Below are 22,532 nucleotides of genomic sequence, written 5' to 3'. Positions count from 1 at the left end.
ATGATCCATAGCGTCTCCCGAATGAGGGGGACGCTATGATCTTTTCGCTTATTGCCGCGATGACGCTCGCGGACATCGAGCCCAAACGCGTTGCCTTCAGCTTCGATGATACGCCGCGGCATGCCGGCGCCTTCTTCACGCCCGAAGAGCGCACGCAACGGCTGATCGCGGCGATGGACGAGGCAGGCGTCGAGCAGGCCGTCTTTTTCGTCAATCCGGGCCGCATCGAAAATGCCCCCGACGGCGAAGCGCGTATCGACGCCTTCGTCGCGGCAGGCCACGTCATCGCCAATCATAGCTGGTCGCACCAATGGCTGCACCGCACCGACACGACCGACTATATCGCCGATATCGACAAGGCCGCGGACTGGTTGCGCGGACGCGAAGGCTATCGTCCCTGGTATCGCTATCCATTCCTCGACCATGGCCGCCGCGACCTTGAGAAACGCGACGCCGTGCGCGCGGCGCTCGCCGAGCGCGAGTTGCGCGTCGGCTATGTCACCATCGACAATTACGACTGGTCATTGGACAGCCTTGCCAATGCCGCCAAGCGCGAAGGGCGTAGCATCGACATGGCAGCCTTGTGCGATCTCTATGCCGAAACGCTGGTCATGACCTCCGAGCATTTCGATACTATCGCGCAGGAGCAAATGGGCCGCTCGCCCGCGCACATGTTGCTGCTTCACGAGACCGACATTGCCGCCAACTGCCTCGGCACGCTGGTCGACCAATATCGCGAGGCGGGGTGGGAAATCGTCACTGCTGACGAGGCCTATGCCGACCCGTTGTTCGATTTCGAGCCCGACACCTGGTTTTTGGGCTCGGGCCGCGTTGCCGCCATCGCGCATGTGAACGGCGCGAGCCCGCGCATTCTCGTGCATGAGCGTACTGACGAAAAAGTACTCGAGCGGCTGTTCGAAGAAAGGGTGATCCGCCATGACGATTGAGCGCGCATCCGGCACCTCGCCCTACGAAGCTCTATACGGCTTCAGCCGCGCAGTCCGCAAAGGCAACCGCATCCTCGTCGCCGGCACCGGCCCGGTCGAGGAAGACGGCACCTCCACACCAGGCGGCGCTGCCGAACAGACGCGCCGCTGCTTCACGATCGCGCAAAGGGCCATCGAGGAACTGGGCGGCACGATCGCCGACACGGTCCGCACCCGAATGTACATCACCGACACGGCCGACGCCGACTCCATCGGTAAGGTCCACGCGGAATTTTTCGGCGAGGTCCGCCCTGCCGCCACGATGGTCGTCGTGGCTGCCTTGCTCCGCGAGGAATGGCGCGTAGAAATAGAGGTTGAAGCGCAAGTAGGGGACTAAGTCATGCTCGTATCGATGGCCGCTGCACTGGCTGCGGCACAGCCGCTCCCCATCATCGATATCCACCTCCATGCCTCGGACCCTACCGGCATTCCGCCCTTCGCGACGGTCTGTACAAATGCCGGGCCGCTGGAATATCCGGGGCTAGATCCGGCGGACGGGATGACGTTGCAGAAGGCGGCGACATGTCCCGATCCGGTAGCGCCGGCCACAGACCTTGCCGCCACCATCTCGGCGCATCGTGCCTATTTCGAACAATATAATCTCTGGGGCGTGCTCGACATCACGCAAGGCGACGTCGAAAGCAGCCTGGCCATGGCCGAAGCATGGCAGGCCGCAATGGGCGAGCGCCTCTGGATCGCCATCGACTTTCACGACCTCGCGCGCGCCGATTGGGACGATGAAACCCTGATCGCCAAGTTGGAGGCTCTGGCCGAGGCCGACACTGTTCAGCTCTTTGCCGAGGTCGATCCGCAATATGAGCAAATCCTCGCGACGGACGAGCGGCTCGACAAATATTTCGCCCTCGCCGCGCGGCTCGACATTCCGGTCGGAATCCATTTGGGCGAAACCGCGCCGGGCGCGACGCACACCATCCCGGAACCGCTCTACAGCCCGGCCTTCGGTAATCCGCTCGACCTCGACCCGCTGCTGCGCAAATATCCGAGCCTGCGCGTCTACGTCATGCATGCTGGCCTACCGATGCTCGACGAGATGATGGCCATGCTCAAGGCGCATCCTCAACTCTATGTCGATATAGCCGCCCAGAACTGGATGACACCGCGCGCGGAATTCCATTTCCAGCTGAAGCGCCTTGTCGATGCCGGGTTCGGCAAGCGCATCATGTATGGGTCGGACTCGCTCTGGTACCCCGACGTGATCCCCGTCGCCATCGAGACCATCGAAAAGGCGGACTTTTTGACCGAAGCGCAAAAACGCGACATCTTCTACAACAATGCCGCGCGTTTCCTGCGGCTCAGCGAAGAGGACATTGCCCGTCATCATGGCCGCTAGTTGGACCGCCCTGCCTTTGTTGCTCTGCCTTGCCGCCTGCCAGGAATTGCCGGGCGAGGATGAAGGCGGGACGATCGGCTATGACGGCACCGTCGCCATCGTCATGGACGACAGCATCAACGATCTATCGGACCGATCCGCTCTCGCCGCCTACGAAGGCCGCTATGGCGTAAGCGCCGCCGATTGCGATCCCGACAATCGCTACATGACCGAATATATCGAGGTTGCGGATGTCGGCATCGCCTATCGCGGCGAGCTGAAAACACTGTCCGAAATCGTCGACGACACCACCTTCACCTTCTCCGCGTCCGACCAGTCGCTGGAAACGATCCGCTTCGATGGCGACGCGCTCATTCGCTGGCCCGATGATCGATCCATGCGCACCGTCTATCGACGCTGCGCCTAAAGGCCTTGGCCGCCTCGGCTCTACGGTGCTAGGGGCAGCGCCATGAGCCAGTATGACCTGACAGACGATCAGCGCCAGATCTTCGAAATGGCGCAGAAATTCACTGCCGACGAGATCACGCCCCATGCGGGCAAGTGGGATGAAGAGCATATCTTCCCCAAGGACACGATCCGGCAGGCCGCCGAACTCGGTTTCGGCTCCATCTACGTGTCCGAGGAGAGCGGCGGCATCGGCCTTGGCCGTCTAGAGGCGGCATTGATCATGGAAGCCATGGCCTATGGCTGCCCGTCGACCAGCGCCTTTATCTCGATCCACAACATGGCCGCCTGGATGATCGACCGTTTCGGCGACCAGGCTTTGAAGGACAAATATCTGCCCGACCTCATCCCGATGGAGCGGATGGCGAGCTATTGCCTCACCGAACCGTCGAGCGGGTCGGACGCTGCGGCGCTCAAGACCAAGGCGGTTCTCGACGGCGACCATTATGTCGTCTCGGGCAGCAAGGCCTTCATTTCGGGCGCGGGCGAAAACGAAGTCTATGTCGTCATGACCCGCACCGGCGAGCCGGGTCCCAAGGGCATCACCGCCCTGGTCATCGAAAAGGACATGGAAGGCGTCAGTTTCGGCGCCAACGAGAAGAAATTGGGCTGGCATTCGCAGCCGACGCGGCAGGTCAATTTCGACGGCGTGCGCGTACCCGTCTCCAACCGTCTTGGCGGCGAAGGCGAAGGCTTCCGCATCGCCATGATGGGACTCGACGGCGGGCGCCTCAATATCGGTGCCTGTTCGCTCGGCGGGGCGCAGCGCTGCCTCGACGAAGCGATCGCCTACACCAAGGAACGTTCGCAATTCGGCAAGGCCATCGCCGATTTCCAGAACACCCAGTTCATGCTGGCCGACATGGAAACCGAGCTTCAGGCTGCACGCGTGCTGCTCTACACCGCCGCGGTGAAGGTCACCGAAAATGCGCCCGACAAGACCAAGTTCGCGGCAATGGCCAAGCGCCTTGCCACCGATACCGGCTCCAGCGTCGTCGACCGCGCGCTGCAGCTGCATGGCGGCTATGGCTATCTCCAGGACTATCCCATCGAGCGTTTCTGGCGCGACCTTCGCGTCCACTCGATCCTCGAGGGCACCAACCAGATCATGCGGCTGATCGTCAGCCGCGACATGCTGCGCCAGTGACCGAGCAGTGGGTCGGCGACATACTGGACGGGGTTTCCGTCATCGTCGTCCTGCTCCTCATCCTGACCATCTCGACCATCTATTTCGGGCGTAAGATCGTAAGGCTCCTCGAACGCATGAGCCCGCCCGACGACAAGGACATCTGAGTGACCGACCAAGTCATTATCGAGCGCGAGGGCCGGCTCGGCCGATTGCGTCTCAACCGCCCCAAGGCGATCCATGCGCTGACCCACGAAATGTGCGTCGCGATGAGCGGCGCTTTGCTCGAGTGGATGGCCGACGACGATATCGACGCCGTCATGATCGACCATGCCGAAGGGCGCGGCTTCTGCGCAGGCGGCGACGTCATCGCGCTTTATGAAAGCGGCAAGACCGACGGCAAGGCGGCCGCGGCTTTCTTCCATGCCGAATATCGCCTCAACCATTTGCTGTTCACCTATCCCAAGCCGGTCGTGGCCTTCATGGACGGCATCACGATGGGCGGCGGCGTCGGCATCTCGATGCCCTGCACCTATCGCGTCGCGACCGAGAATACGCGCCTTGCCATGCCCGAGACCGGGATCGGCCTGTTCCCCGATGTCGGCGGTGGTCGCTATCTCTCGCGCCTGCCCGGCAGCGTCGGCGAATTCATGGCGCTGACCGGCGCCCGCCTCGACGGCGCGGAATGCCATTATCTCGGCCTTGCCACGCACTATGTGGCGACTGCGGACCTTGAAGAGTTGAAAGAGCGCATCGTCGCGCAACCGGCCCGCCTCCAGGGCGCGCTCGGCAACGCCTCCTCGACCCCGCCCGAAGCGCGGATCGAGGAAAACCTGCTGCGCATTGCCAAGCATTTCCAGCATGGCACCGTCGAGGAAATCTGCGAGAGCCTCGAAAATGGCGAAAGCGAATGGTCGGATGCCGAGCGCGATACGATCGGCACCAAGTCGCCCTTGAGCCTCAAAGTATCGCTCCGCCTCGTTCGCGAAGGTGCGGAGCGCGAGGACTTCGCCGACGAGATGCGCCACGAATATGCGCTGGCCTGCAATGTCGTGAAGACACACGACTTCATCGAGGGCGTGCGCGCCCTGCTCGTCGACAAGGATAACGAGCCCAAGTTCGACCCCGCCACGCCGCAGGGCGTCAGCGACGAGATGGTCGATGCCCTATTCGCCCCGCTGCCCGATAGCGAGGCCTGGACCCCCTTCCCGGAGACCCAATCATGAGCGAATTCGAAACGATCCTGGTCGAGCAGAAAGGCGCGGTGACGCTGGTCACCTTGAATCGCCCCAAGGCCCTCAACGCCTTGAACAGCCAGGTCCTCGGCGAATTGCAGCAGGCCTTCGCGGCCTACGACGCCGATGACAGCCAGCGCTGCCTCGTCCTCACCGGGTCGGATAAAGCCTTCGCGGCTGGTGCCGACATCAAGGAGATGCAGGACCAGAGCTTCGCCGACATGTACCGCTCCAACTTCTTTGCGGGTTGGGAGCAGGTCACCGCGACCCGCAAGCCATGGATCGCTGCGGTCGCCGGCTATGCGCTGGGCGGTGGCTGCGAAGTCGCGATGATGGCCGATTTCATAATTGCCGCGGACAGCGCCAAGTTTGGCCAGCCCGAAATCAAGCTTGGCGTCACGCCGGGCATGGGCGGTTCGCAGCGCCTCACTCACGCCATCGGCAAGGCCAAGGCCATGCATATGTGCCTGACCGGCGAGATGATGGGTGCTGAGGAGGCGCTCAGCTCAGGCCTCGTCGCCAAGGTCGTCCCTGCCGACACCATGCTCGAAGAAGCGCTGAAGACCGCCGAGACGATCGCCGGCATGGCCCCGCTCGCCGCGATGGCGAACAAGGAAATGGTCAATGCGGCCTATGAAATGACGCTCGCCGAAGGCATCAATTTTGAACGCCGCCTGTTCCACGGCCTGTTCGGGACGCACGACCAGAAAGAAGGCATGACCGCCTTCGTCGAGAAACGCCCGGGCAACTGGACCGGCAAGTAATCAACGCTTTGGGAGAGGCATGATGGCAAAAGTCGCATTCATTGGGCTCGGAAACATGGGCGGCGGGATGGCCGCGAACCTCGTGAAGGCGGGGCATGAAGTCATGGCCTTCGACCTTAGCGAAGACGCGCTTGCCCGCGCCCGCGACAATGGCTGCACCACTGTCGACGATGCGGTTGCCGCCGTCACCGGCGCCGAAGCCATCGTTACCATGCTCCCGGCGGGCAAGCATGTCGCTGCCGTCTACGCCGAGAGCGTCATTCCCAATGCCGACAAGTCGGCCATCCTGATCGACTGTTCGACCATCGACGTTGCGACCGCGCGCGATGTCGCCGCCAAGGCTGCCGACGCCGGTCTCACCATGGTCGATGCGCCGGTGTCGGGCGGCATCGCCGCGGCCGATGGCGGCACGCTGACTTTCATGGTCGGCGGCACCGAAGATGGTTTCAAGCGCGCCGAAGTGATCCTCGATGCCATGGGCAAGGCCGTCATCCATGCCGGCGATGCCGGCGCGGGCCAGGCCGCCAAGATCTGCAACAACATGCTGCTCGGCGCGACCATGGTCGCCACTTGCGAGACCTTCGCGCTCGCCAAGGCATTGGGCCTCGACCTCCAGAAATTCTACGACATCTCATCGCAGGCTTCGGGCCAGAGCTGGTCGATGACCAGCTATTGCCCCGTCCCCGGCGTCGGCCCCGAAACGCCCGCCGATCGCGACTATCAGGGCGGCTTTGCGAGCGCGCTCATGCTTAAGGACCTGAAGCTTGCCATGGAGGCGGCGCGCAACAACGACGCCTACACCCCCATGGGCGGTGAAGCCGAAGAGCTTTACCAGCGCTTCGTCGACCTTGGCGGCGGCGGGGTCGATTTCTCTGGCATCATCCAGATGATCGAGGATAGCTGGGAAGCCAAAAAGGGTTGAATCGGTCGGATTTAAGGCCCACATCGCGCCCATGCTGATCCAGACCGAAAAAACGCCGAATCCCTCGACCCGCAAATTCCTCCCGGGCCGTACTGTCATGGAAAGCGGCGGACGCGACTTCCCGACGCCCGAAAGCGCCGAGGCGAGCCCGCTAGCCGAAGCGATCTTCAACACTGGCATGGTGGACGGCGTCTATTTCGGCCGTGACTTCGTGTCCGTGAGCGCTGCGCCGAGCGTCGAATGGACTCAGTTGGAGCCCGAAGTCCTGCAGATCCTCATGGATCACTTCCTCACCGAGACCCCGCTGTTCAAACCGGGCAGCGCGGCGGATATCGATGTCGCCCCCGACAGCGACGTCCAGTTCGAGGATGATCCGGCCGATGCCGACATTATCGACCAGATCAAGGAGCTGATCGAGACCCGCGTTCGCCCCGCCGTGGCGCAGGATGGCGGCGACATCGTCTATCGCGGCTACAAGGAAGGCCATGTCTTCCTCCAGCTGCAGGGTGCCTGCTCGGGCTGCCCCTCTTCGACCATCACGCTGAAGAACGGCATTGAGGGACTCATCAAGCATTACGTCCCCGAAGTGGTCAGCGTCGAAGCCGTCTGACTTTTTCTTCCCTTAGGCGGGACCCGCTGAGGGTTGCGCTTTTCCGCGAAAAATGTCCCCATGCCGACTCGGGGCGGGGCCGAAACGAAAGGCTTGGCGATGATCCTTGCGATCGAGACGTCGACGGCCATGTGTAGCGCTGCATTGTTCGCCAATGGCGACATCGTCGACGCACGCGCGGTCAAGATTGGTCGCGGCCATGCCGAACGCCTCGTTCCCATCATCGAGGAACTATTGGGCGATCACGTCCCCACCGAAATTCTCGTCTCGGTCGGCCCGGGCAGTTTCACCGGAATCCGCGTCGGCATCGCGGCCGCGCAGGGCCTTGCGATCGGCTGGCACGTTCCGGTGCACGGTTTCTCCTCGATGACGTTGATGGCCGCTGCTGCGCGGCGCGATGCCAAGACGGCCGGCGACATCACCGTCGCCATGCAAGGCGGCCATGGCGAATTGTTCGTGCAGGGTTTCGAAGGACGCCATCCGCATCCGATTGGCGATGCCGAAAGCCTGCCGCCCGCCGACGCCGCCAGCAAACATGCCCGACCGATCATCACTGGCCCGGCCGCAGCCGCTTTGGCCGACGCCGGATGCCAGGGCAGCGAAGTCATTGTCTCCGACCCCGTCGCCGCCGATGCGATCCTGCTCACCCAAGAACTTCGCCGCCTGCCCCCCGCGCCGCTTTACGTGCGCCCGCCAGACGCCAAACCCAAGGCCGCCTGACCATGGCCACCCACCCAACTCCGCGCGAGACGATCATCGAAAGCGGCGGCTTCGACAATCTCGATGCGGTGATGGAGGTGATGACGTCGGCTTTCGACCCGCATTTCGGCGAAGCCTGGACTCGCTCGCAATGTGCCGGGATCATGCCGATGCGCGGCGTGTCGCTGGCGCTCGCCCATTCGGGCGATGACGATACCGTTCAGGGCTTTGCGCTGTGGCGCACCATCCTCGAGGATAGCGAACTCCTCCTCCTTGCCGTGCATCCGGACGCGCAGGGGCTCGGCATCGGCCATGCCCTGCTCGATCATTTCATTGCCCGGAGCATCGCCGACAAAGCACAGCGACTGCATCTCGAAGTGCGCGACGGCAATAGTGCGACGTTCCTCTACGAACATGCCGGTTTCCACGTCGCCGGAAGACGCCGCGACTATTATTCGGGCATCGAAGGCGAACGTCACGACGCACTAACCTATGTTCTTATGGCAAATAGCGCCCAATAACCGCCCCTTGCCGACTGGTTATCATGCGAGTAACCCCGACTCGTTACTTGCATAGAATTAGAACATTGCTCGGAAAGACTCGGAAATGGATGACAATCAACTTCGTGATGAAACCCTCATCACGCTGACCGCTGACATCGTCGCGGCGCATCTCAGCAACAATGTCGTCGCCGTCGGCGACGTCCCCCAACTGATCGAGAATGTGCACGGTTCGCTCGCCAAGCTGCATGGCTCGGCCTCGAAGGAGGAAGAGAAGCCGGTACCGGCGGTGCCGATCCGCTCGTCGATCAAGCCCGACTTCATCGTCTGCCTCGAAGACGGGAAGAAGCTGAAGATGCTCAAGCGTCACCTCATGACACACTACAACATGACGCCTGACGACTATCGCCAGAAATGGGGCCTCTCGCCTGATTACCCGATGGTGGCGCCCAATTATGCCGAACAGCGCCGCAAGCTCGCCAAGAAGATCGGGCTCGGCACCAAGGCAAAGCGCGGCAAGCGCAAGTAGTGGATTGTTTAGATTGGGGTGACGCGCCTTTTTCGTGCGCGTCGCCCTTTTCTTTGGCGCGCCTTGTCGCTACCTGACCAACATGTCCCGCAAGATCGATATCGAAGCCATTTGCGCCGAAAAAGGGCTGCGCATTACCGAGCAGCGCCGCATCATCGCCAAGGTCCTCAGCGAAAGCGACGACCATCCCGATGTGGAAATGCTGCACGAGCGCGCCTCGGCCATCGATGCCAATATCTCGATCGCGACCGTCTACCGGACGGTCCGCCTGTTCGAGGAAGCGGGCATTCTGGAGCGCCACGAATTCGGTGACGGCCGCTCGCGCTACGAAGCCGCTTCGGACGCGCATCACGACCATCTGATCGACGTAGAATCCGGCGAGGTTGTCGAATTCGTCGATGACGAGCTGGAAGAATTGCAGCGCCGTATCGCCGAGAAACTGGGCTACCGCCTCGTCGACCATCGCATGGAATTGTACGGCGTCGCGCTCAATCGCGACAAATAGGCGATGATCCTCGCGGTCCTCCGCCTCGTCCTGATGGCGCTGGCACTGGCCATCTGCGCGCCGATCCACATCATCTGGAAAGCCGTGTCCGGGAGCGGTGCGATCGCGCGCCTCTTCCTGACCATCGTCGGCTACATTCTCGGATTGCGCGTCCGGCGCGACGGGCCTGCCCCGCCGCGACGTACGCTTCTGCTGCCCAACCATGTCAGCTGGCTCGATATCGTCGTCATGGCCTCGGCGACCGGCTGTGCTTTCGTGTCGAAAGCCGAAGTGCGCGGCCATCCCTTGATCAAGTGGCTCGCCGACCAGCGCGACACGATCTACGTGGAGCGCGAGAACAAGCGTAGCATCGACAAGCAGGTCGCCGCCGTCCGCGCATCATTCAACCATCCGCTGCCGCTCGCCATCTTCCCCGAGGGCACGACCAATGACGGCACAGCGCTCAAGCCCTTTCGCTCGGCGCTCCTGAAGGCAGTCGATCCCGCACCTGACGATTTCTGGGTCATTCCTGTCGCCATCGATTATGGCCGCGATGCGCCGCTCATCGCCTGGTATGATGGCGAGCCCGGGGTCGACAATGCCAGGAAGATACTGACGCGCCGGAAACCCATTCGCGTCACCGTCCACATGCTCGAGCCGCTTCCAGCCGGCATGAACCGCAAGCAGATGGCCGAAACCACGCAGGCGCGCATTGCCGACAAATTGGGCTTGGGACCGGCCGCCTCCTCCCCTATGAGAGCCGCGCAATGACGGACACGAAAACCTATCGAATCAAAAGCTTCGGCTGCCAGATGAACGTCTATGACGGTGAGCGTATGGGCGAGCTGCTGGGCGAAAAGGGCATGCGCGCGGCAAAGGATGGCGAGGACGCCGACCTGGTCGTGCTAAACACCTGCCACATCCGCGAGAAGGCTGCCGAAAAAGCCTATTCCGACGTCGGCCGCCTCGCCAAGAACGAGAAAAAGCCGATGGTCGCGCTGGCCGGTTGCGTCGCGCAGGCCGAAGGCGGCGAAGCGCAGCGCCGCAGCGAGCATATCGACATCGTCGTCGGCCCGCAGGCCTATCACCGCCTCCCCGAACTGGTCGAACAGGCCGCCAAGGGCGCGCGCCCGGTCGATACCGACATGCCGGCGATTTCGAAGTTCGACGCCATGCCCAAGCGTCGCCGCAGCGGGCCGAGCGCCTTCCTGACGGTGGCCGAGGGTTGCGACAAATTCTGCACCTATTGCGTGGTTCCCTATACGCGCGGCACTGAGATCAGCCGCCCTTGGAGCGATATCGTCGACGAAGCGCTGGCGCTGGTCGATGGCGGGGCAAAGGAAATCACCCTGCTGGGCCAGAATGTCTCGGCCTGGTCGGGCGAGAATGAAAAGGGCCAGCAAGGCGGCCTCGAACTGCTCGTCCGCCGCCTCGCCCGGATCGATGGGCTGGAGCGCATTCGCTACACCACCAGCCACCCCGCCGACATGGATGAGGGCCTGATCGCCGCGCATGGCGAGGAGCCCAAGCTCATGCCTTACCTTCACCTCCCCGTGCAGGCCGGCAGCGACCGCATCCTCAAGGCGATGAACCGCCATCATACGGTTGACAGCTATCTGAAGCTTATCGAGCGCTTCCGCGCCGCCCGCCCCGATCTGGCCATTTCGGGCGATTTCATCGTCGGTTTCCCCGGCGAGACCGACGCCGAGTTCGAGGAAACGCTGCAGGTCGTGCGCGATGCTGACTATGCCAGCGCCTACAGCTTCAAATATTCGCCCCGCCCCGGCACGCCGGCGGCAGATATGGATGGCCAGGTTGCTCCGCAAGTCATGGACGAGCGCTTGCAGCGTCTTCAGGCGCTTCTGTCCGAGCAGAGCCTCGCCTTCAATCGCTCCAAGATCGGCACCCAGATGGACATCCTGATCGACCGCGTCGGCAAGCGCGAAGGCCAGATGATCGGCAAGTCCCCATGGCTCCAGTCGGTGTTCGTCGCGACCGATGCGGACATTGGTGATATTTTGACGGTCGACATTGCGGATGCTTTGCCCAATAGTCTCCATGGAATCACCAGCCCCAAGGAGGCCGCCGCTTAATGGCAAAACGCGACGCTGTCGCCGCTGTCCCGCAGGATCGAGCCCGGCTCGAGATCGACTTCGACCAGCCGTTCCTGCTCGGCCCCCTCTTTGGCGAATATGATCGCCATCTCGTCATCATCGAAGATCGCCTGGGCGTGAACATCGCCGCTCGTGGCAACAAGGTCATGATCGAGGGCGATGCCGACGAAGCCAATCGCGCTCGCGAAGTCCTGCTTGGTCTCTACGAAAGGCTGGATCGCGGCGAGGATGTCGACGCCGAAGCGGTCGAGGCCGTCATCGGCATGGCTGCCCAGCCGCAATTGGACGGCATCGTCCACGAGGAAGTGAAGGACCCGCCGCGCGTCCTCATCCGTACCCGCAAGAAAACGATCGCGCCGCGCTCGGCGACGCAGACCGAATATATGCATGCGCTGGCCAAGAGCGACATGATCTTCGCGCTGGGCCCTGCCGGTACCGGCAAGACCTATCTCGCGGTTGCGCAGGCCGTTTCCATGCTGATCACCGGCGCGGTCGAGCGCCTCATCCTCTCGCGCCCCGCAGTCGAGGCAGGCGAGCGCCTGGGCTTCCTGCCGGGCGACATGAAGGAAAAGGTCGATCCTTACCTGCGCCCGCTCTACGACGCGCTTTATGACATGCTCCCTGCCGAGCAGGTCGAGCGACGCATTGCTTCTGGCGAGATCGAGATCGCGCCGATTGCCTTCATGCGCGGCCGCACGCTCAACGACGCCTTCATCATCCTCGATGAAGCGCAGAATACCACGCCCGCGCAGATGAAGATGTTCCTCACCCGCTTCGGCATGCGCAGTCGTATGGTGGTGTGCGGCGATCCGATGCAGGTCGACCTTCCCGATGCGGGCGGGTCGGGCCTCGCCGATGCAGTCGGCAAGCTGGAAGGCGTCGAGGGCATTTCGATGGTCCGCTTCACCGCCGCCGATGTGGTCAGGCATCCTCTGGTCGGTCGGATCGTTGACGCCTATGAGGGCCCGCAATGATCGAGATAGCATTGGACAGCGACGGAGAATGGGACAGTAGCGGCGCTCCCTGGGCGGAGCTTGCGGATACCAGCCTCAATGCAGCAGTCGCCGAGAGCGACGCGCCCTTCCTCGCCAGCAGCGATCGCACCTTCGAAGTCTCGCTCGCCTTGCTCGAGGATGACGACGTCCACACGCTGAACCGCGAATGGCGCGGCAAGGACAAGCCGACCAACGTGCTGAGCTTTCCCATGCTCGGCCCCGAGGACATCAACGAACGCGACGGCCCGCCGGCACTGCTCGGCGACATCGCGCTGGCCTATGGCGTCTGCGCCCGCGAGGCCGACGAAAAGAACATCCCGCTCGTGGATCATGCCCGTCATTTGATGGTGCATGGCATGCTCCACTTGCTCGGTTACGATCACCAGGACGATGACCAAGCCGCCGACATGGAGGCGCGCGAAACGCGAGCGTTGGCGCGGCTCGGCATCGCAAATCCCTATGAGGAAAAGGAATAATGGCGACCAAGCCCGACGAAGGGTCTAGGATTTGGAAGGGCATGCGCGCGCTCTTTTTCGGCGACGATGCCGACCAGAGCCTGCGCGACCAGATCGAGGAAGCGATCGACGAGGCGGATAACGAGCCCGTCAAGGTCGGCGACCTTTCGCAGCATGAGCGCACGATGCTGCGCAACCTTCTGCATTTCGCCGATCGCACTGCCGGCGATATCTGCGTTCCCCGCTCCGATATCATCGCCGTTTCGCAGGATAGCGCGTTCGAGGACCTCGTCGCGCAATTCGCCGATGCCGAGCATAGCCGCCTCCCGGTGATCGGCGAGGGGCTCGATGAAGTCGTCGGGATGATCCACATCAAGGACATTTTCGCCGCCGAAGTCGGCACCAAATCGAAGCGCGTCGAAGATCTCATGCGCGAGCCCCTGTTCGTGCCGACCAGCATGGGCGTCATCGACATTCTCGCCTCGATGCGCACCCAGCGCGTCCACATGGCGGTCGTCGTCGACGAATTTGGCGGCACCGAGGGCCTCGTCACCATCGAAGACGTGGTCGAAGAGATTATCGGCGAGATTGAGGACGAGCATGACGAGGCGCCGACGGTAAGCCTGATGATGCTCGATGAAGGCGTCTGGGAAGCCGATGCGCGTGTCGAGATGGAAGAGGTGATCGAGCGCATCGACCCTGCACTCGCCTGGGAAGAAGACGAGGTTTCCACGATTGGCGGCCTCGCCTTCCTGCTCGCGGGTCGCATTCTCGAACCGGGCCAGTCGGTCGAGCATCCTTCGGGCTGGCGCATCGAATGTATCGAGGCCGAGCCCAAGCGCATGACCCGCCTGCGCATCCATGCGCCGGAGCCGTCCGAGCCCGATCCGGAACAATAGGATGGCGGCCCTGAGCGAGCGCCTTGGCAGCCACCGTGCCGCGCTTTGGCTGGCGCTGATGGCTGGTTTCGTCTCCGCGACTGGCTTCGCGCCATGGTCGCTCTGGCCCTTCATGCTGCTCGCCATGGCCGCGCTCACCGCTTTGGTCGCCAACGCTCCAAGCCTGAAGCGAGCGCTGCTGCTCGGCTGGATGTTCGGGCTTGGCCAGTTCGTACTCGGGCTCAACTGGATCGCGACAGCCTTCACCTTTCAGGCCAAGATGCCGGCCTGGCTTGGCTGGATCGCGGTCGTGCTGCTGTCCATCTACCTTGCCGTCTATCCCGCCCTAGCCGCCGCCACGGGCTGGAAACTGGGGCGCAAGAAACCGATCGCCTTGGTCCTGCTGCTCGCAGGCGCATGGGGCATCGCCGAATTCCTCCGCGCCTTCATTTTCACTGGTTTCGCTTGGAATCCGGTTGCGGTCAGCATGGTCGACCTGCCGCTCGCCAACCTGTCGCGGCTTGTCGGCACTTACGGCATTTCCGCAGCCACGGTCGCGTTAGGCGGGGCCATCTGGCTCCTCTTCAAGCGCACCTATTTTCCCGCGGGGCTGATCGCCGCCTTGCTCATCGGCATGAGCATCGGGGCGCGCCCGCCAGCGACCGTTCCCTCCGACACGCAAGTGCGCATCGTCCAGCCCAATATCGGGCAGGCCGACAAGTGGAAGCCCGGCTTCGATAGCGAGGCGGCTGCCCGCCTCTACAACCTCTCGATTCAGCCGCGTGACGAGCGCCCCCTGCTGATCCTCTGGCCCGAGGCGGCCGTGGTCGATCCGATGCAGGATGAACGCCTGCGCGGTGAAGGCGCGGCGCGTTTCGAACGGCTACGCGCGGTGCGGGCGCTACGCCCCGGCGACACGCTGCTGAGCGGCGGGCTTGCGGTTCAGTCGCCCGACGGTGTGCGTATCGGCGGCGCGACCAACAGCATCTTTGCGCTCGATCTCGATGGCGAGATCCAGGGGCGCTACGACAAGGCGCATCTCGTGCCCTATGGCGAATATCTGCCGATGCGTGGCATTCTCGAGCCGATCGGCCTGTCCCGCCTCGCGCCCGGCGCCTTCGACTTCAGCGCCGGTCCTGGCCCGCAGACGCTTGCCATCCCCGGCCTCGACCCGATCGGCATGCAGATCTGCTACGAGATCATCTTCTCGGGACAGGTGGTCGACCGCGACAACCGACCCGCCTTCATTTTCAATCCCTCGAACGATGCCTGGTTCGGCGCATGGGGCCCGCCCCAGCATCTCGCGCAGGCCCGGCTCCGCGCCATCGAGGAAGGCCTCCCCGTCATGCGCTCGACGCCAACCGGCATCAGCGCGCTCATCGCCCCCAATGGCGAGATAATCGCGAGCATTCCGATGGGCGAAGCAGACATTATCGATGCCCCGCTGCCGATCGCTGGCGGCCCGACGCCCTTTGCCAATTTGGGCAATTTGCTGGCGATGGCTTTCTGCCTCCTCCTCGGCCTGCTCGGCATTGCCCTTGCCCGCCGCGCTCGTTAGACCTTGAGGCCAACCCGAGCCAGCCGGCACGAACCAACAGGATTTCCATGCGAGACAATTATCTCTTCACTTCGGAAAGCGTTTCCGAAGGCCATCCCGACAAGGTTTCGGACCAGATCAGCGACGCCATCGTCGACTTGATGCTGGCCAAGGATCCGGAGGCGCGTGTTGCCTGCGAGACCATGACGACGACCCAGCGCGTCATCCTGTCGGGCGAGATCCGTTGCGCTCCGATGTACGACAAGAACAATCCCGACTGGGCCGACAATGGCGGCTGGGCGCCGGGCGCCAAGGACGAGATCGAACAGGCGGTCCGCCGCACCGTTCGCGAGATCGGCTACGAACAGGACGGCTTCCATTGGCAGTCGCTCGAGTTCGAAAACCACCTGCACGGCCAGTCCTCGGAAATCGCACAGGGCGTGGATGCCAGCGGCAACAAGGATGAAGGCGCTGGCGACCAGGGCATCATGTTCGGATTCGCCTGCGACGAGACGCCAGATCTCATGCCGGCCACGTTGGACTATAGCCACAAGATCCTCGAGCGGCTCGCCGCCGATCGCAAGTCGGGCGCCGCGCCCTTCCTCGAGCCCGATGCCAAGAGCCAGCTGACGCTGCGTTACGAAGGCGGCCGCCCGGTCGAATGCACCGCGGTCGTGGTCTCGACCCAGCATGCCAAGGGCTATCATACAGGTGACAAGGAAGCCGAGCTCAAGGCCTACGTGAAAAAGGTCGTCGCCGACATCCTGCCCGATGGTTGGCTCAGCGACGATACGGCCTGGCACATCAACCCGACGGGCGCTTTCGAAATTGGCGGCCCCGACGGCGACGCCGGTCTTACCGGCCGCAAGATCATCGTCGACACCTATGGCGGCGCAGCCCCGCATGGCGGCGGCGCGTTCAGTGGCAAGGACCCGACCAAGGTCGACCGTTCGGCTGCCTATATAGCGCGCTACCTTGCCAAGAATATCGTTGCCGCCGGCCTCGCCAAGCGCTGCACGATCCAGCTGTCGTACGCCATCGGCGTGAGCCAGCCGCTTTCGCTCTATGTCGACACGGCCGGCACCGGCACCGTCCCCGACGATGCGCTCGAAGCCGCCATCTTTTCGATCAAGGGCTTGGGCGGCCTCACCCCGCGCGGTATCCGTACCCATCTCGGTCTCAACAAGCCCATCTATCGCAAGAGCGCAGCCTACGGCCATTTCGGTCGCACTGCCGAAGGCGACAACTTCCCGTGGGAACGCACAGACCTGGTCGAAGATTTGAAGGCCGCAGTCGCGGGCTAGGCGGATTTGCCTTCGATAGCCGTATCGTCCTGAGCGTCGCGCTCGTCCGCGCTGCGCACCTGACCACGCCCGCCTGCTTTACCGGCATAGACGGCCTGGTCGGCGCGCCGGATGGCCTCTTCGATCGCCATGTCCGGTTCGCGTATCGCGTAGCCTACGCAGGCGCTGATCCGGCATTGCGACAAGGGTCCGTCGAACCGTAGCGATTCGATCGCCGCCAGCGAACGGGCTGCCAGCGAGGCCATTTGTCCGGCATGCTCTTTAGGCAGCAGGATGATGAATTCCTCCCCGCCGATGCGACAGATGCGCTGCCCACGGAAGACAAACTTCAGCGCATCGGCGACCGCCATCAGCACGCGGTCGCCGCCACCATGCCCGAAGCGGTCGTTGACATGCTTGAAATGGTCGAGATCGATCGCGACCACGCCGCCGCAATGCCACTTGCCCGCTTCGTCCGAGCTGATCGCCCAGTTGAAACGGCGACGATTCCCGAGGCCGGTGAGCGGATCGATGGCGCTCTCGCGGTTTTCGCGTCGCACCGCGTCACTGCCAAGCGCGACCAGCAGGACTAGTCCCAGCGCGAACCCGATTACTGCCGTCGTGAAGTGGAAGATGAGATTGTAGGTGCTCGCGAAGAAATCGGACGCCTCGCCCACGACCGGATTGGAAAGGAAAAGGACACCACGCGCGAAATAGGACATGGCCGCTAGCGCAAGCGCCCAGAAAACCATCGTCCCGATCGCGCGCCCGTCGCGCCACTGCCGCACCAGCGACAGGACCGGGATGATCATCGCCAGCGCCACGAACTGCACCAGGACGAGCCGTGTCTCGGCCGATGGTGCCAGCACGAATCCCGGCGTGAACCAGAGGCTGGCCACGACCCCGGCAGCAATACTGAATTTGGGCAGGTTAGCATCGCGGCGCGCCGTGAATGACTGGAGCAGCAGGCCTACCGCTGCGAAATGGACCACCAACGCAATATGGCGCGGCCATTCGGCGCCGGGATCGCGCAGCGCATCGAGCAGGATTCCTGCACCGCCGATGAAGAAAGCGAGCGCACCCCAACGGGCCGCCCGAAGCGAGCGGTCCGCAATTGCCAGCGCCACGAGAAAACTTCCGAAAAGGAAGAACATCCCCGGCACCAGAAAAAAGTAGAGACGCGCGTCGGTCAATTCCCGACACTCTCCTTTCCGTACACCCCTGTTAACAAGCGCGTTGAACTAGCCCGATGAACGTCAGATGAAAAGCATGTTGTTCGGAGCGCCGTTCGGGTCCCTTTGCACCCCACCCGGCCTTTACCTCGCACCGCACCTCGCCTAAGCGGCGGCCCCATGACGGCGTACAAGAAAGGCGACCCTACTACTATCAACCGGCTTTATGGCCGGTCGACGGGCAAGAGGTTGCGCAAGACCCAACAGGACTTGGTCGACAATCTGCTTCCGCAGCTCGAAGTGCCCGAAGAGGGCGAGCTGACTGCAGAGCGCCTGTTCGGCGAAGATCGGCCGATGCATTTCGAAATCGGTTTCGGTGGCGGCGAACATCTCGCCTATCGGGCCGACTTGCTGCCCGATCATGGCTTCATCGGCTGCGAGCCCTTCGTCAACGGCGTCGCGCAGGCACTGACCCATATCCGCGACGGCATGCTCGCCAATATCCGGCTGCATATGGGCGATGCACTGCACGTGCTGCGCCGCGTGCCAGACGGCTCATTGAGCTTCGTCTACCTGCTGCACCCCGACCCCTGGCCCAAGGCGCGCCATTCCAAGCGGCGCATGATGAATGACGGACCGATTGACCTCATCGCGTCCAAGCTGAAGCCCGGCGGGGAGTTTCGCGTTGCGACCGACCATCCCATCTATCTCAGCTGGAGCCTGATGGTGATGCAGCGCGAGAAGCACCGCGCCAACTTCGAATGGCTCTGCGACGATGCCAGCGGCTTTCTCGAAAAGCCCGGCGGGTGGATCGACACGCGCTATGCCGCGAAGGCGCGCCGTGAGGGCCGGCGACCCTATTACCTGCGCTATCGCCGCCGCTAGTTCGGCTCGCAGCGCATCGGGATGACAATCCCGTCGCGCTCCAGCTTGCCCTCGTAGGACCAGTCGCCGGTGCTCTTCGCCGTGAGCAAGCCGGCACGGCTAACGCCGTCATCGGCAACGAACATCACCCGGATGACCTCATCGTCGATCCAACGCATGCCGACGTCTAGCCGCAGCCAGTCCTCGCCGACCCTTTCGTTGGCCCACCAAGTCGGCGCCGGGATCGTCCCCGACCCCAGCGAGATCACGACGCCGCTATCGTCGGTGGCGCTGCAGGCGATGCCCTGCGTGGCATAGGCCGGGGTCGCGAGCGCGAGAAGCGGCAAAAGAAAGAAAGCGTTGCGTTTCATGAGCTTGAGTATGAAGCGGGGCGGCTGAACAGCGCCTTACCCTTCACGGACAAGCGCCGCGCCCCTAGATCATGGCCATGACCATCCGCGATAATGTCCTCGACGCCATCGGCAACACGCCGCTCATCAAGCTCCAGCGCGCTTCGGAAGAAACGGGCTGTACGATCCTCGGCAAGGCCGAATGGATGAATCCCGGCCAGTCGGTGAAGGACCGCGCGGCCAAATTCCTCGTGATGGACGCCATGGAAAAGGGCCGCATCGCCAAGGGCGGCACGATCGTCGATGGGACGGCAGGCAATACCGGCATCGGTCTCACCATGGTCGGCAATGCGCTCGGCATGGAGACGGTCATCGTCATTCCCGAGACGCAGACCAAGGAAAAGAAGGACACACTCCGCATGCTCGGCGCGCAACTCGTCGAAGTGCCGGCAGTGCCCTATCGCAATCCCAACAATTACGTGAAGATTGCCGGCCGCATCGCCGAAAGCCTTGCCAAGACGAAGCCCGGCGGCGCGATGTTTGCGGACCAGTTCGACAATCAGGCCAACCGCCGCGCCCATATTGAGACGACCGGCCCCGAAGTCTGGGAGCAGACGGGTGGCAAGGTCGACGGCTTCATCTGCGCGGTCGGTACCGGCGGGACGCTGGCCGGCATGGCGCAGGCATTGCGCGAACGCAAAAGCGATATCCAGATCGGTATCGTCGATCCGCCCGGCGCCGCGCTCTACAGCTATTTCACTACCGGCGAACTGGCCGCCGAAGGCAGCTCGATCACCGAAGGGATCGGACAGGGCCGCATCACCGGCAATCTCGAGGGCCTTGAGGTCGATCACGCCTTCCGTGTCGAGGACCAGGAAAGCCTCGACATCAATTTCGGCCTGCTCGAGGAAGAAGGGCTCAATCTCGGCCTGTCCTCGGGCATCAATGTCGCCGGCGCGATCCGGCTCGCCAAGGAAATGGGCCCTGGTCACACCATTGTGACGATCCTCTGCGATCCCGGCACCCGCTACCAATCGCGCCTCTTCAACCCCGAATTCCTGCGCGAAAAGGGCTTTCGCGTGCCCGATTTCCTGACGCGCAAGGTCGATATCGACGTGCCCTACGAACCTTTCGAGGAATAGGGCTTGCGGTTTCCCGCGCGCGCCCCATCTGGAAAGCGAACACGCCAAAAAGGGAGACCCACTCATGACGCTTTCGATCGGCAGCACTGCCCCCGATTTCACCGCAAATACGACGCAGGGCGAAATCAGCTTCCACGACTGGATCGGCGACAATTACGCCATCCTCTTCTCGCACCCCAAGGCATTCACGCCGGTCTGCACCACCGAACTCGGCTACATGGCCGGTCTCGGCGGCGAATTTGCCAAGCGTGATACCAAGATCCTCGCGCTGTCGGTCGACAGTGTTGAAGACAATGCCAATTGGTCGCCTGACATCGAAGAAGTGTCGGGCAACAAGGTCGACTATCCGATCATCGGCGACAGCGACCTCAACGTTGCCAAGCTCTACAACATGCTCCCGGCCGACGAGAGCGGCAGCGCCGAAGGCCGCACCGCCGCCAACAATGCGACCGTGCGCACCGTCTACATTATCGGTCCGGACAAGAAGATCCGCGCCATGCTGCTCTACCCGATGAGCTCGGGCCGCAACTTCGACGAGGTGCTGCGCCTCCTCGACTCGATCCGCCTCACCGAGAGCAAGGGCGTGGTGACGCCGGTCAACTGGCAGGAAGGCGACGATGTCATCATCCCGCCGACCGTCTCGGACGAGGATGCGAAAGCGAAATATCCGAGCGGCTGGAAGACCGTGAAACCCTATCTCCGCAAGATCCCGCAGCCGGTCTAAGCCCGGTTCAGGATACAAGAAGGGCGGCGTCGGACATCCCCGACGCCGCCTTTTTCGTGCCTTAATTCTTGGGCGTCAGCTTGAGCAACGTACCATCGCTGTCGCCGCGATCATCCTCGAGAATGTAAAGTGCGCCATCGGGTCCCTGCACGACTTCGCGCAGCCGCGCGCCGAAATCATATTGCGTGCGCGTCACTGCGCGGTCGCCGTCGAGATCGATCCAGTTCAATTCCTGTCCCGACAGGCCAGGCACCAGCGCATCGCCATTCCATGCTGCGAACAGGTCGCCCGAGTAGATGAGCAGGCTCGCCGGGCTGGTCGCCGGATCCCAATAGGAAGCCGGCTGCGCATAACCGTCATCCGGCTCGTGATCGGGGATCGGCACGCCGTTATAATTGTCGCCATAGCTGCGCTCGGGCCACCCGTAATTCAGCCCGCGCTCGACGAGGTTGAGCTCGTCGCCATGCGCCGGGCCCATTTCGATTTCCCACAGGCGGCCATCAGGCGCGAAGTCGAGGCCGAGCAGGTTGCGATGGCCGTAGGACCAGATTTCCGCAGTGCTGCCGCCGGCATCATACATCGGATTGCCCTCGGCGGCGCTGCCGTCGAGGTTAAGACGCAGGACCGCGCCGAGATTGTTCGACGTGTCCTGCGCAGGATCCTGTTCCTGCCGGTCGCCGCTGGTGACGAACAGATATTGGCCGTCGGGCGAGAAATGGATGCGATGCGAATAGTGGCCGCGCCCTTCGGTCTTATCCTGGCGCCACAGCACTTCGAGGCCCGTCAGCCTGCAACTGTCGGTGCTCTGGCACAACAGCTTGCCCTTGCCGACGACGGCGCCGCGGCTGTTGCCCGGACCCGCTTCGACCCAGCTCAGGTATAGGTCGCCGCCCTGCCCCATCGGCTCTTCCCAGCCGGGACCGAAGGCGATGTCGCCCATGCCGCCCTGGCCGCCATAGTCGACCTCAGGCAGCCCGTCGGTGATCGACCCGCGTTCGCCGGTCGCCACGTTGATGAAGGATACCGGTCCCCGCTTGCTGGTGATGAACAGGAGGTCGGTGCCGGGCATGAACTCGGCGCCCCATGGTTCATCGAAATTACCCATCTCCTCGACGGTGAATGGCGCATCGGCCAGCGCGACCTTGCTGCCCTCGCTGACCGGCACTTGGCGGGCCGCTTGCGTCGGCGCGTCATCGCCGGCGACGGGGTCGCTGTCGGCCATGCTGTTGTCGGTCGTGCCGTTGGCCGAACAGGCGGCCAGGCTGGCGGCGGCGATGGCGAGGATGCTGGTACGCATGGGTGGATGTCTCCCGCTTGATGGATAGGTTCTGGTGTCGCAACGATTGAGCGCAAGCTTAGTCGCATCTG

At 63.1% G+C, this 22,532-nt stretch carries 27 protein-coding genes; 24 read left to right on the top strand and 3 right to left on the bottom strand.

Annotated elements, in window-relative coordinates:
• Window positions 1-35: 35 nt before the first annotated feature.
• From NDO55_RS00615 to metK, 21 genes are all read left to right on the top strand, one after another.
• Window positions 36-947, top strand: coding sequence for a polysaccharide deacetylase family protein (locus NDO55_RS00615; RefSeq protein WP_252111413.1), 912 nt, complete (start codon window positions 36-38; stop codon window positions 945-947).
• Entirely contained in the window at window positions 937-1,323 is a 387-nt protein-coding gene (locus NDO55_RS00610; RefSeq protein ID WP_252111411.1) for a RidA family protein, read from the top strand. Before NDO55_RS00615 ends, NDO55_RS00610 begins: the two co-directional genes overlap by 11 nt.
• Before the next feature lie 3 nt (window positions 1,324-1,326).
• Window positions 1,327-2,337 (top strand): amidohydrolase family protein, encoded by a 1,011-nt coding sequence (locus NDO55_RS00605; RefSeq protein WP_252111409.1) that lies wholly within the window; start codon window positions 1,327-1,329, stop codon window positions 2,335-2,337.
• Complete coding sequence (locus tag NDO55_RS00600; RefSeq protein WP_252111407.1) at window positions 2,327-2,743, top strand: hypothetical protein; 417 nt, start codon at window positions 2,327-2,329, stop codon at window positions 2,741-2,743. Before NDO55_RS00605 ends, NDO55_RS00600 begins: the two co-directional genes overlap by 11 nt.
• 42 nt (window positions 2,744-2,785) lie before the next feature.
• On the top strand, window positions 2,786-3,928 hold the full coding sequence (locus NDO55_RS00595; RefSeq protein ID WP_252111405.1) for an acyl-CoA dehydrogenase family protein: 1,143 nt from the start codon (window positions 2,786-2,788) through the stop codon (window positions 3,926-3,928).
• Window positions 3,925-4,074 (top strand): hypothetical protein, encoded by a 150-nt coding sequence (locus NDO55_RS00590; RefSeq protein ID WP_252111404.1) that lies wholly within the window; start codon window positions 3,925-3,927, stop codon window positions 4,072-4,074. Before NDO55_RS00595 ends, NDO55_RS00590 begins: the two co-directional genes overlap by 4 nt.
• Window positions 4,075-5,133, top strand: a complete 1,059-nt coding sequence (locus NDO55_RS00585; RefSeq protein WP_252111402.1) for an enoyl-CoA hydratase/isomerase family protein — start codon at window positions 4,075-4,077, stop codon at window positions 5,131-5,133.
• Window positions 5,130-5,906, top strand: a complete 777-nt coding sequence (locus tag NDO55_RS00580) for an enoyl-CoA hydratase (RefSeq protein ID WP_252111400.1) — start codon at window positions 5,130-5,132, stop codon at window positions 5,904-5,906. The genes NDO55_RS00585 and NDO55_RS00580 overlap by 4 nt, the downstream gene beginning before the upstream one ends.
• A 22-nt stretch (window positions 5,907-5,928) precedes the next feature.
• On the top strand, window positions 5,929-6,828 hold the full coding sequence (mmsB, locus tag NDO55_RS00575; RefSeq protein ID WP_252115486.1) for a 3-hydroxyisobutyrate dehydrogenase: 900 nt from the start codon (window positions 5,929-5,931) through the stop codon (window positions 6,826-6,828).
• 31 nt (window positions 6,829-6,859) lie between these two features.
• Window positions 6,860-7,438: a NifU family protein gene (locus NDO55_RS00570; RefSeq protein ID WP_252111398.1), complete on the top strand. Its 579-nt coding sequence runs from the start codon at window positions 6,860-6,862 to the stop codon at window positions 7,436-7,438.
• A gap of 99 nt (window positions 7,439-7,537) precedes the next feature.
• Window positions 7,538-8,158, top strand: a complete 621-nt coding sequence (gene tsaB, locus NDO55_RS00565) for a tRNA (adenosine(37)-N6)-threonylcarbamoyltransferase complex dimerization subunit type 1 TsaB (protein WP_252111396.1) — start codon at window positions 7,538-7,540, stop codon at window positions 8,156-8,158.
• A gap of 2 nt (window positions 8,159-8,160) precedes the next feature.
• A complete protein-coding gene (locus NDO55_RS00560) occupies window positions 8,161-8,658 on the top strand; it encodes a GNAT family N-acetyltransferase (RefSeq protein WP_252111392.1) in 498 nt (165 codons plus the stop codon).
• Between the two features lie 85 nt (window positions 8,659-8,743).
• Entirely contained in the window at window positions 8,744-9,166 is a 423-nt protein-coding gene (locus NDO55_RS00555; protein ID WP_252111389.1) for a Ros/MucR family transcriptional regulator, read from the top strand.
• 82 nt (window positions 9,167-9,248) lie between these two features.
• On the top strand, window positions 9,249-9,671 hold the full coding sequence (locus tag NDO55_RS00550) for a Fur family transcriptional regulator (protein WP_252111387.1): 423 nt from the start codon (window positions 9,249-9,251) through the stop codon (window positions 9,669-9,671).
• A gap of 3 nt (window positions 9,672-9,674) precedes the next feature.
• Window positions 9,675-10,421, top strand: coding sequence for a lysophospholipid acyltransferase family protein (locus NDO55_RS00545; RefSeq protein ID WP_252111385.1), 747 nt, complete (start codon window positions 9,675-9,677; stop codon window positions 10,419-10,421).
• Window positions 10,373-11,743: a tRNA (N6-isopentenyl adenosine(37)-C2)-methylthiotransferase MiaB gene (gene miaB / locus NDO55_RS00540; protein WP_425276894.1), complete on the top strand. Its 1,371-nt coding sequence runs from the start codon at window positions 10,373-10,375 to the stop codon at window positions 11,741-11,743. Before NDO55_RS00545 ends, miaB begins: the two co-directional genes overlap by 49 nt.
• Window positions 11,743-12,738 (top strand): PhoH family protein, encoded by a 996-nt coding sequence (locus NDO55_RS00535; protein ID WP_252111381.1) that lies wholly within the window; start codon window positions 11,743-11,745, stop codon window positions 12,736-12,738. The genes miaB and NDO55_RS00535 overlap by 1 nt, the downstream gene beginning before the upstream one ends.
• Window positions 12,735-13,235: an rRNA maturation RNase YbeY gene (gene ybeY, locus NDO55_RS00530; RefSeq protein ID WP_252111379.1), complete on the top strand. Its 501-nt coding sequence runs from the start codon at window positions 12,735-12,737 to the stop codon at window positions 13,233-13,235. Before NDO55_RS00535 ends, ybeY begins: the two co-directional genes overlap by 4 nt.
• Window positions 13,235-14,113, top strand: a complete 879-nt coding sequence (locus NDO55_RS00525) for a hemolysin family protein (RefSeq protein ID WP_252111377.1) — start codon at window positions 13,235-13,237, stop codon at window positions 14,111-14,113. The genes ybeY and NDO55_RS00525 overlap by 1 nt, the downstream gene beginning before the upstream one ends.
• A gap of 1 nt (window position 14,114) precedes the next feature.
• Window positions 14,115-15,650 carry an apolipoprotein N-acyltransferase gene (gene lnt, locus NDO55_RS00520; RefSeq protein WP_252111375.1) on the top strand — a complete coding sequence of 512 codons (1,536 nt, stop codon included), beginning with the start codon at window positions 14,115-14,117 and terminating at the stop codon, window positions 15,648-15,650.
• 47 nt (window positions 15,651-15,697) lie between these two features.
• Window positions 15,698-16,933, top strand: coding sequence for a methionine adenosyltransferase (gene metK / locus NDO55_RS00515; RefSeq protein WP_252111373.1), 1,236 nt, complete (start codon window positions 15,698-15,700; stop codon window positions 16,931-16,933).
• Here metK and NDO55_RS00510 read toward each other — a convergent pair.
• A complete protein-coding gene (locus NDO55_RS00510) occupies window positions 16,930-18,066 on the bottom strand; it encodes a GGDEF domain-containing protein (RefSeq protein ID WP_252111371.1) in 1,137 nt (378 codons plus the stop codon). The two genes, metK and NDO55_RS00510, sit on opposite strands and share 4 nt — an antisense overlap.
• A 198-nt stretch (window positions 18,067-18,264) precedes the next feature.
• Here NDO55_RS00510 and trmB point away from each other — a divergent pair, with 198 nt between their 5' ends.
• A complete protein-coding gene (gene trmB, locus NDO55_RS00505) occupies window positions 18,265-18,969 on the top strand; it encodes a tRNA (guanine(46)-N(7))-methyltransferase TrmB (RefSeq protein WP_252111369.1) in 705 nt (234 codons plus the stop codon).
• Here the strand turns inward: trmB and NDO55_RS00500 are convergent.
• Entirely contained in the window at window positions 18,966-19,319 is a 354-nt protein-coding gene (locus tag NDO55_RS00500; RefSeq protein ID WP_252111367.1) for a hypothetical protein, read from the bottom strand. The two genes, trmB and NDO55_RS00500, sit on opposite strands and share 4 nt — an antisense overlap.
• Window positions 19,320-19,396: 77 nt before the next feature.
• Here NDO55_RS00500 and NDO55_RS00495 point away from each other — a divergent pair, with 77 nt between their 5' ends.
• Both NDO55_RS00495 and NDO55_RS00490 read left to right on the top strand, forming a co-directional pair.
• Window positions 19,397-20,440 carry a cysteine synthase A gene (locus tag NDO55_RS00495; RefSeq protein ID WP_252115484.1) on the top strand — a complete coding sequence of 348 codons (1,044 nt, stop codon included), beginning with the start codon at window positions 19,397-19,399 and terminating at the stop codon, window positions 20,438-20,440.
• A 64-nt stretch (window positions 20,441-20,504) separates the two neighbouring features.
• Entirely contained in the window at window positions 20,505-21,164 is a 660-nt protein-coding gene (locus NDO55_RS00490) for a peroxiredoxin (protein ID WP_252111365.1), read from the top strand.
• Between the two features lie 61 nt (window positions 21,165-21,225).
• On the opposite strand, the gene NDO55_RS00485 is transcribed toward NDO55_RS00490, so the two are convergent.
• A complete protein-coding gene (locus NDO55_RS00485; protein ID WP_252111363.1) occupies window positions 21,226-22,461 on the bottom strand; it encodes a PQQ-dependent sugar dehydrogenase in 1,236 nt (411 codons plus the stop codon).
• Window positions 22,462-22,532 lie beyond the last annotated feature (71 nt).

The sequence above is a fragment of the Sphingomicrobium sediminis genome (genome assembly GCF_023805295.1).
Classification (GTDB): domain Bacteria; phylum Pseudomonadota; class Alphaproteobacteria; order Sphingomonadales; family Sphingomonadaceae; genus Sphingomicrobium; species Sphingomicrobium sediminis.
This window is presented reverse-complemented; position numbering and strand designations above follow the sequence as displayed.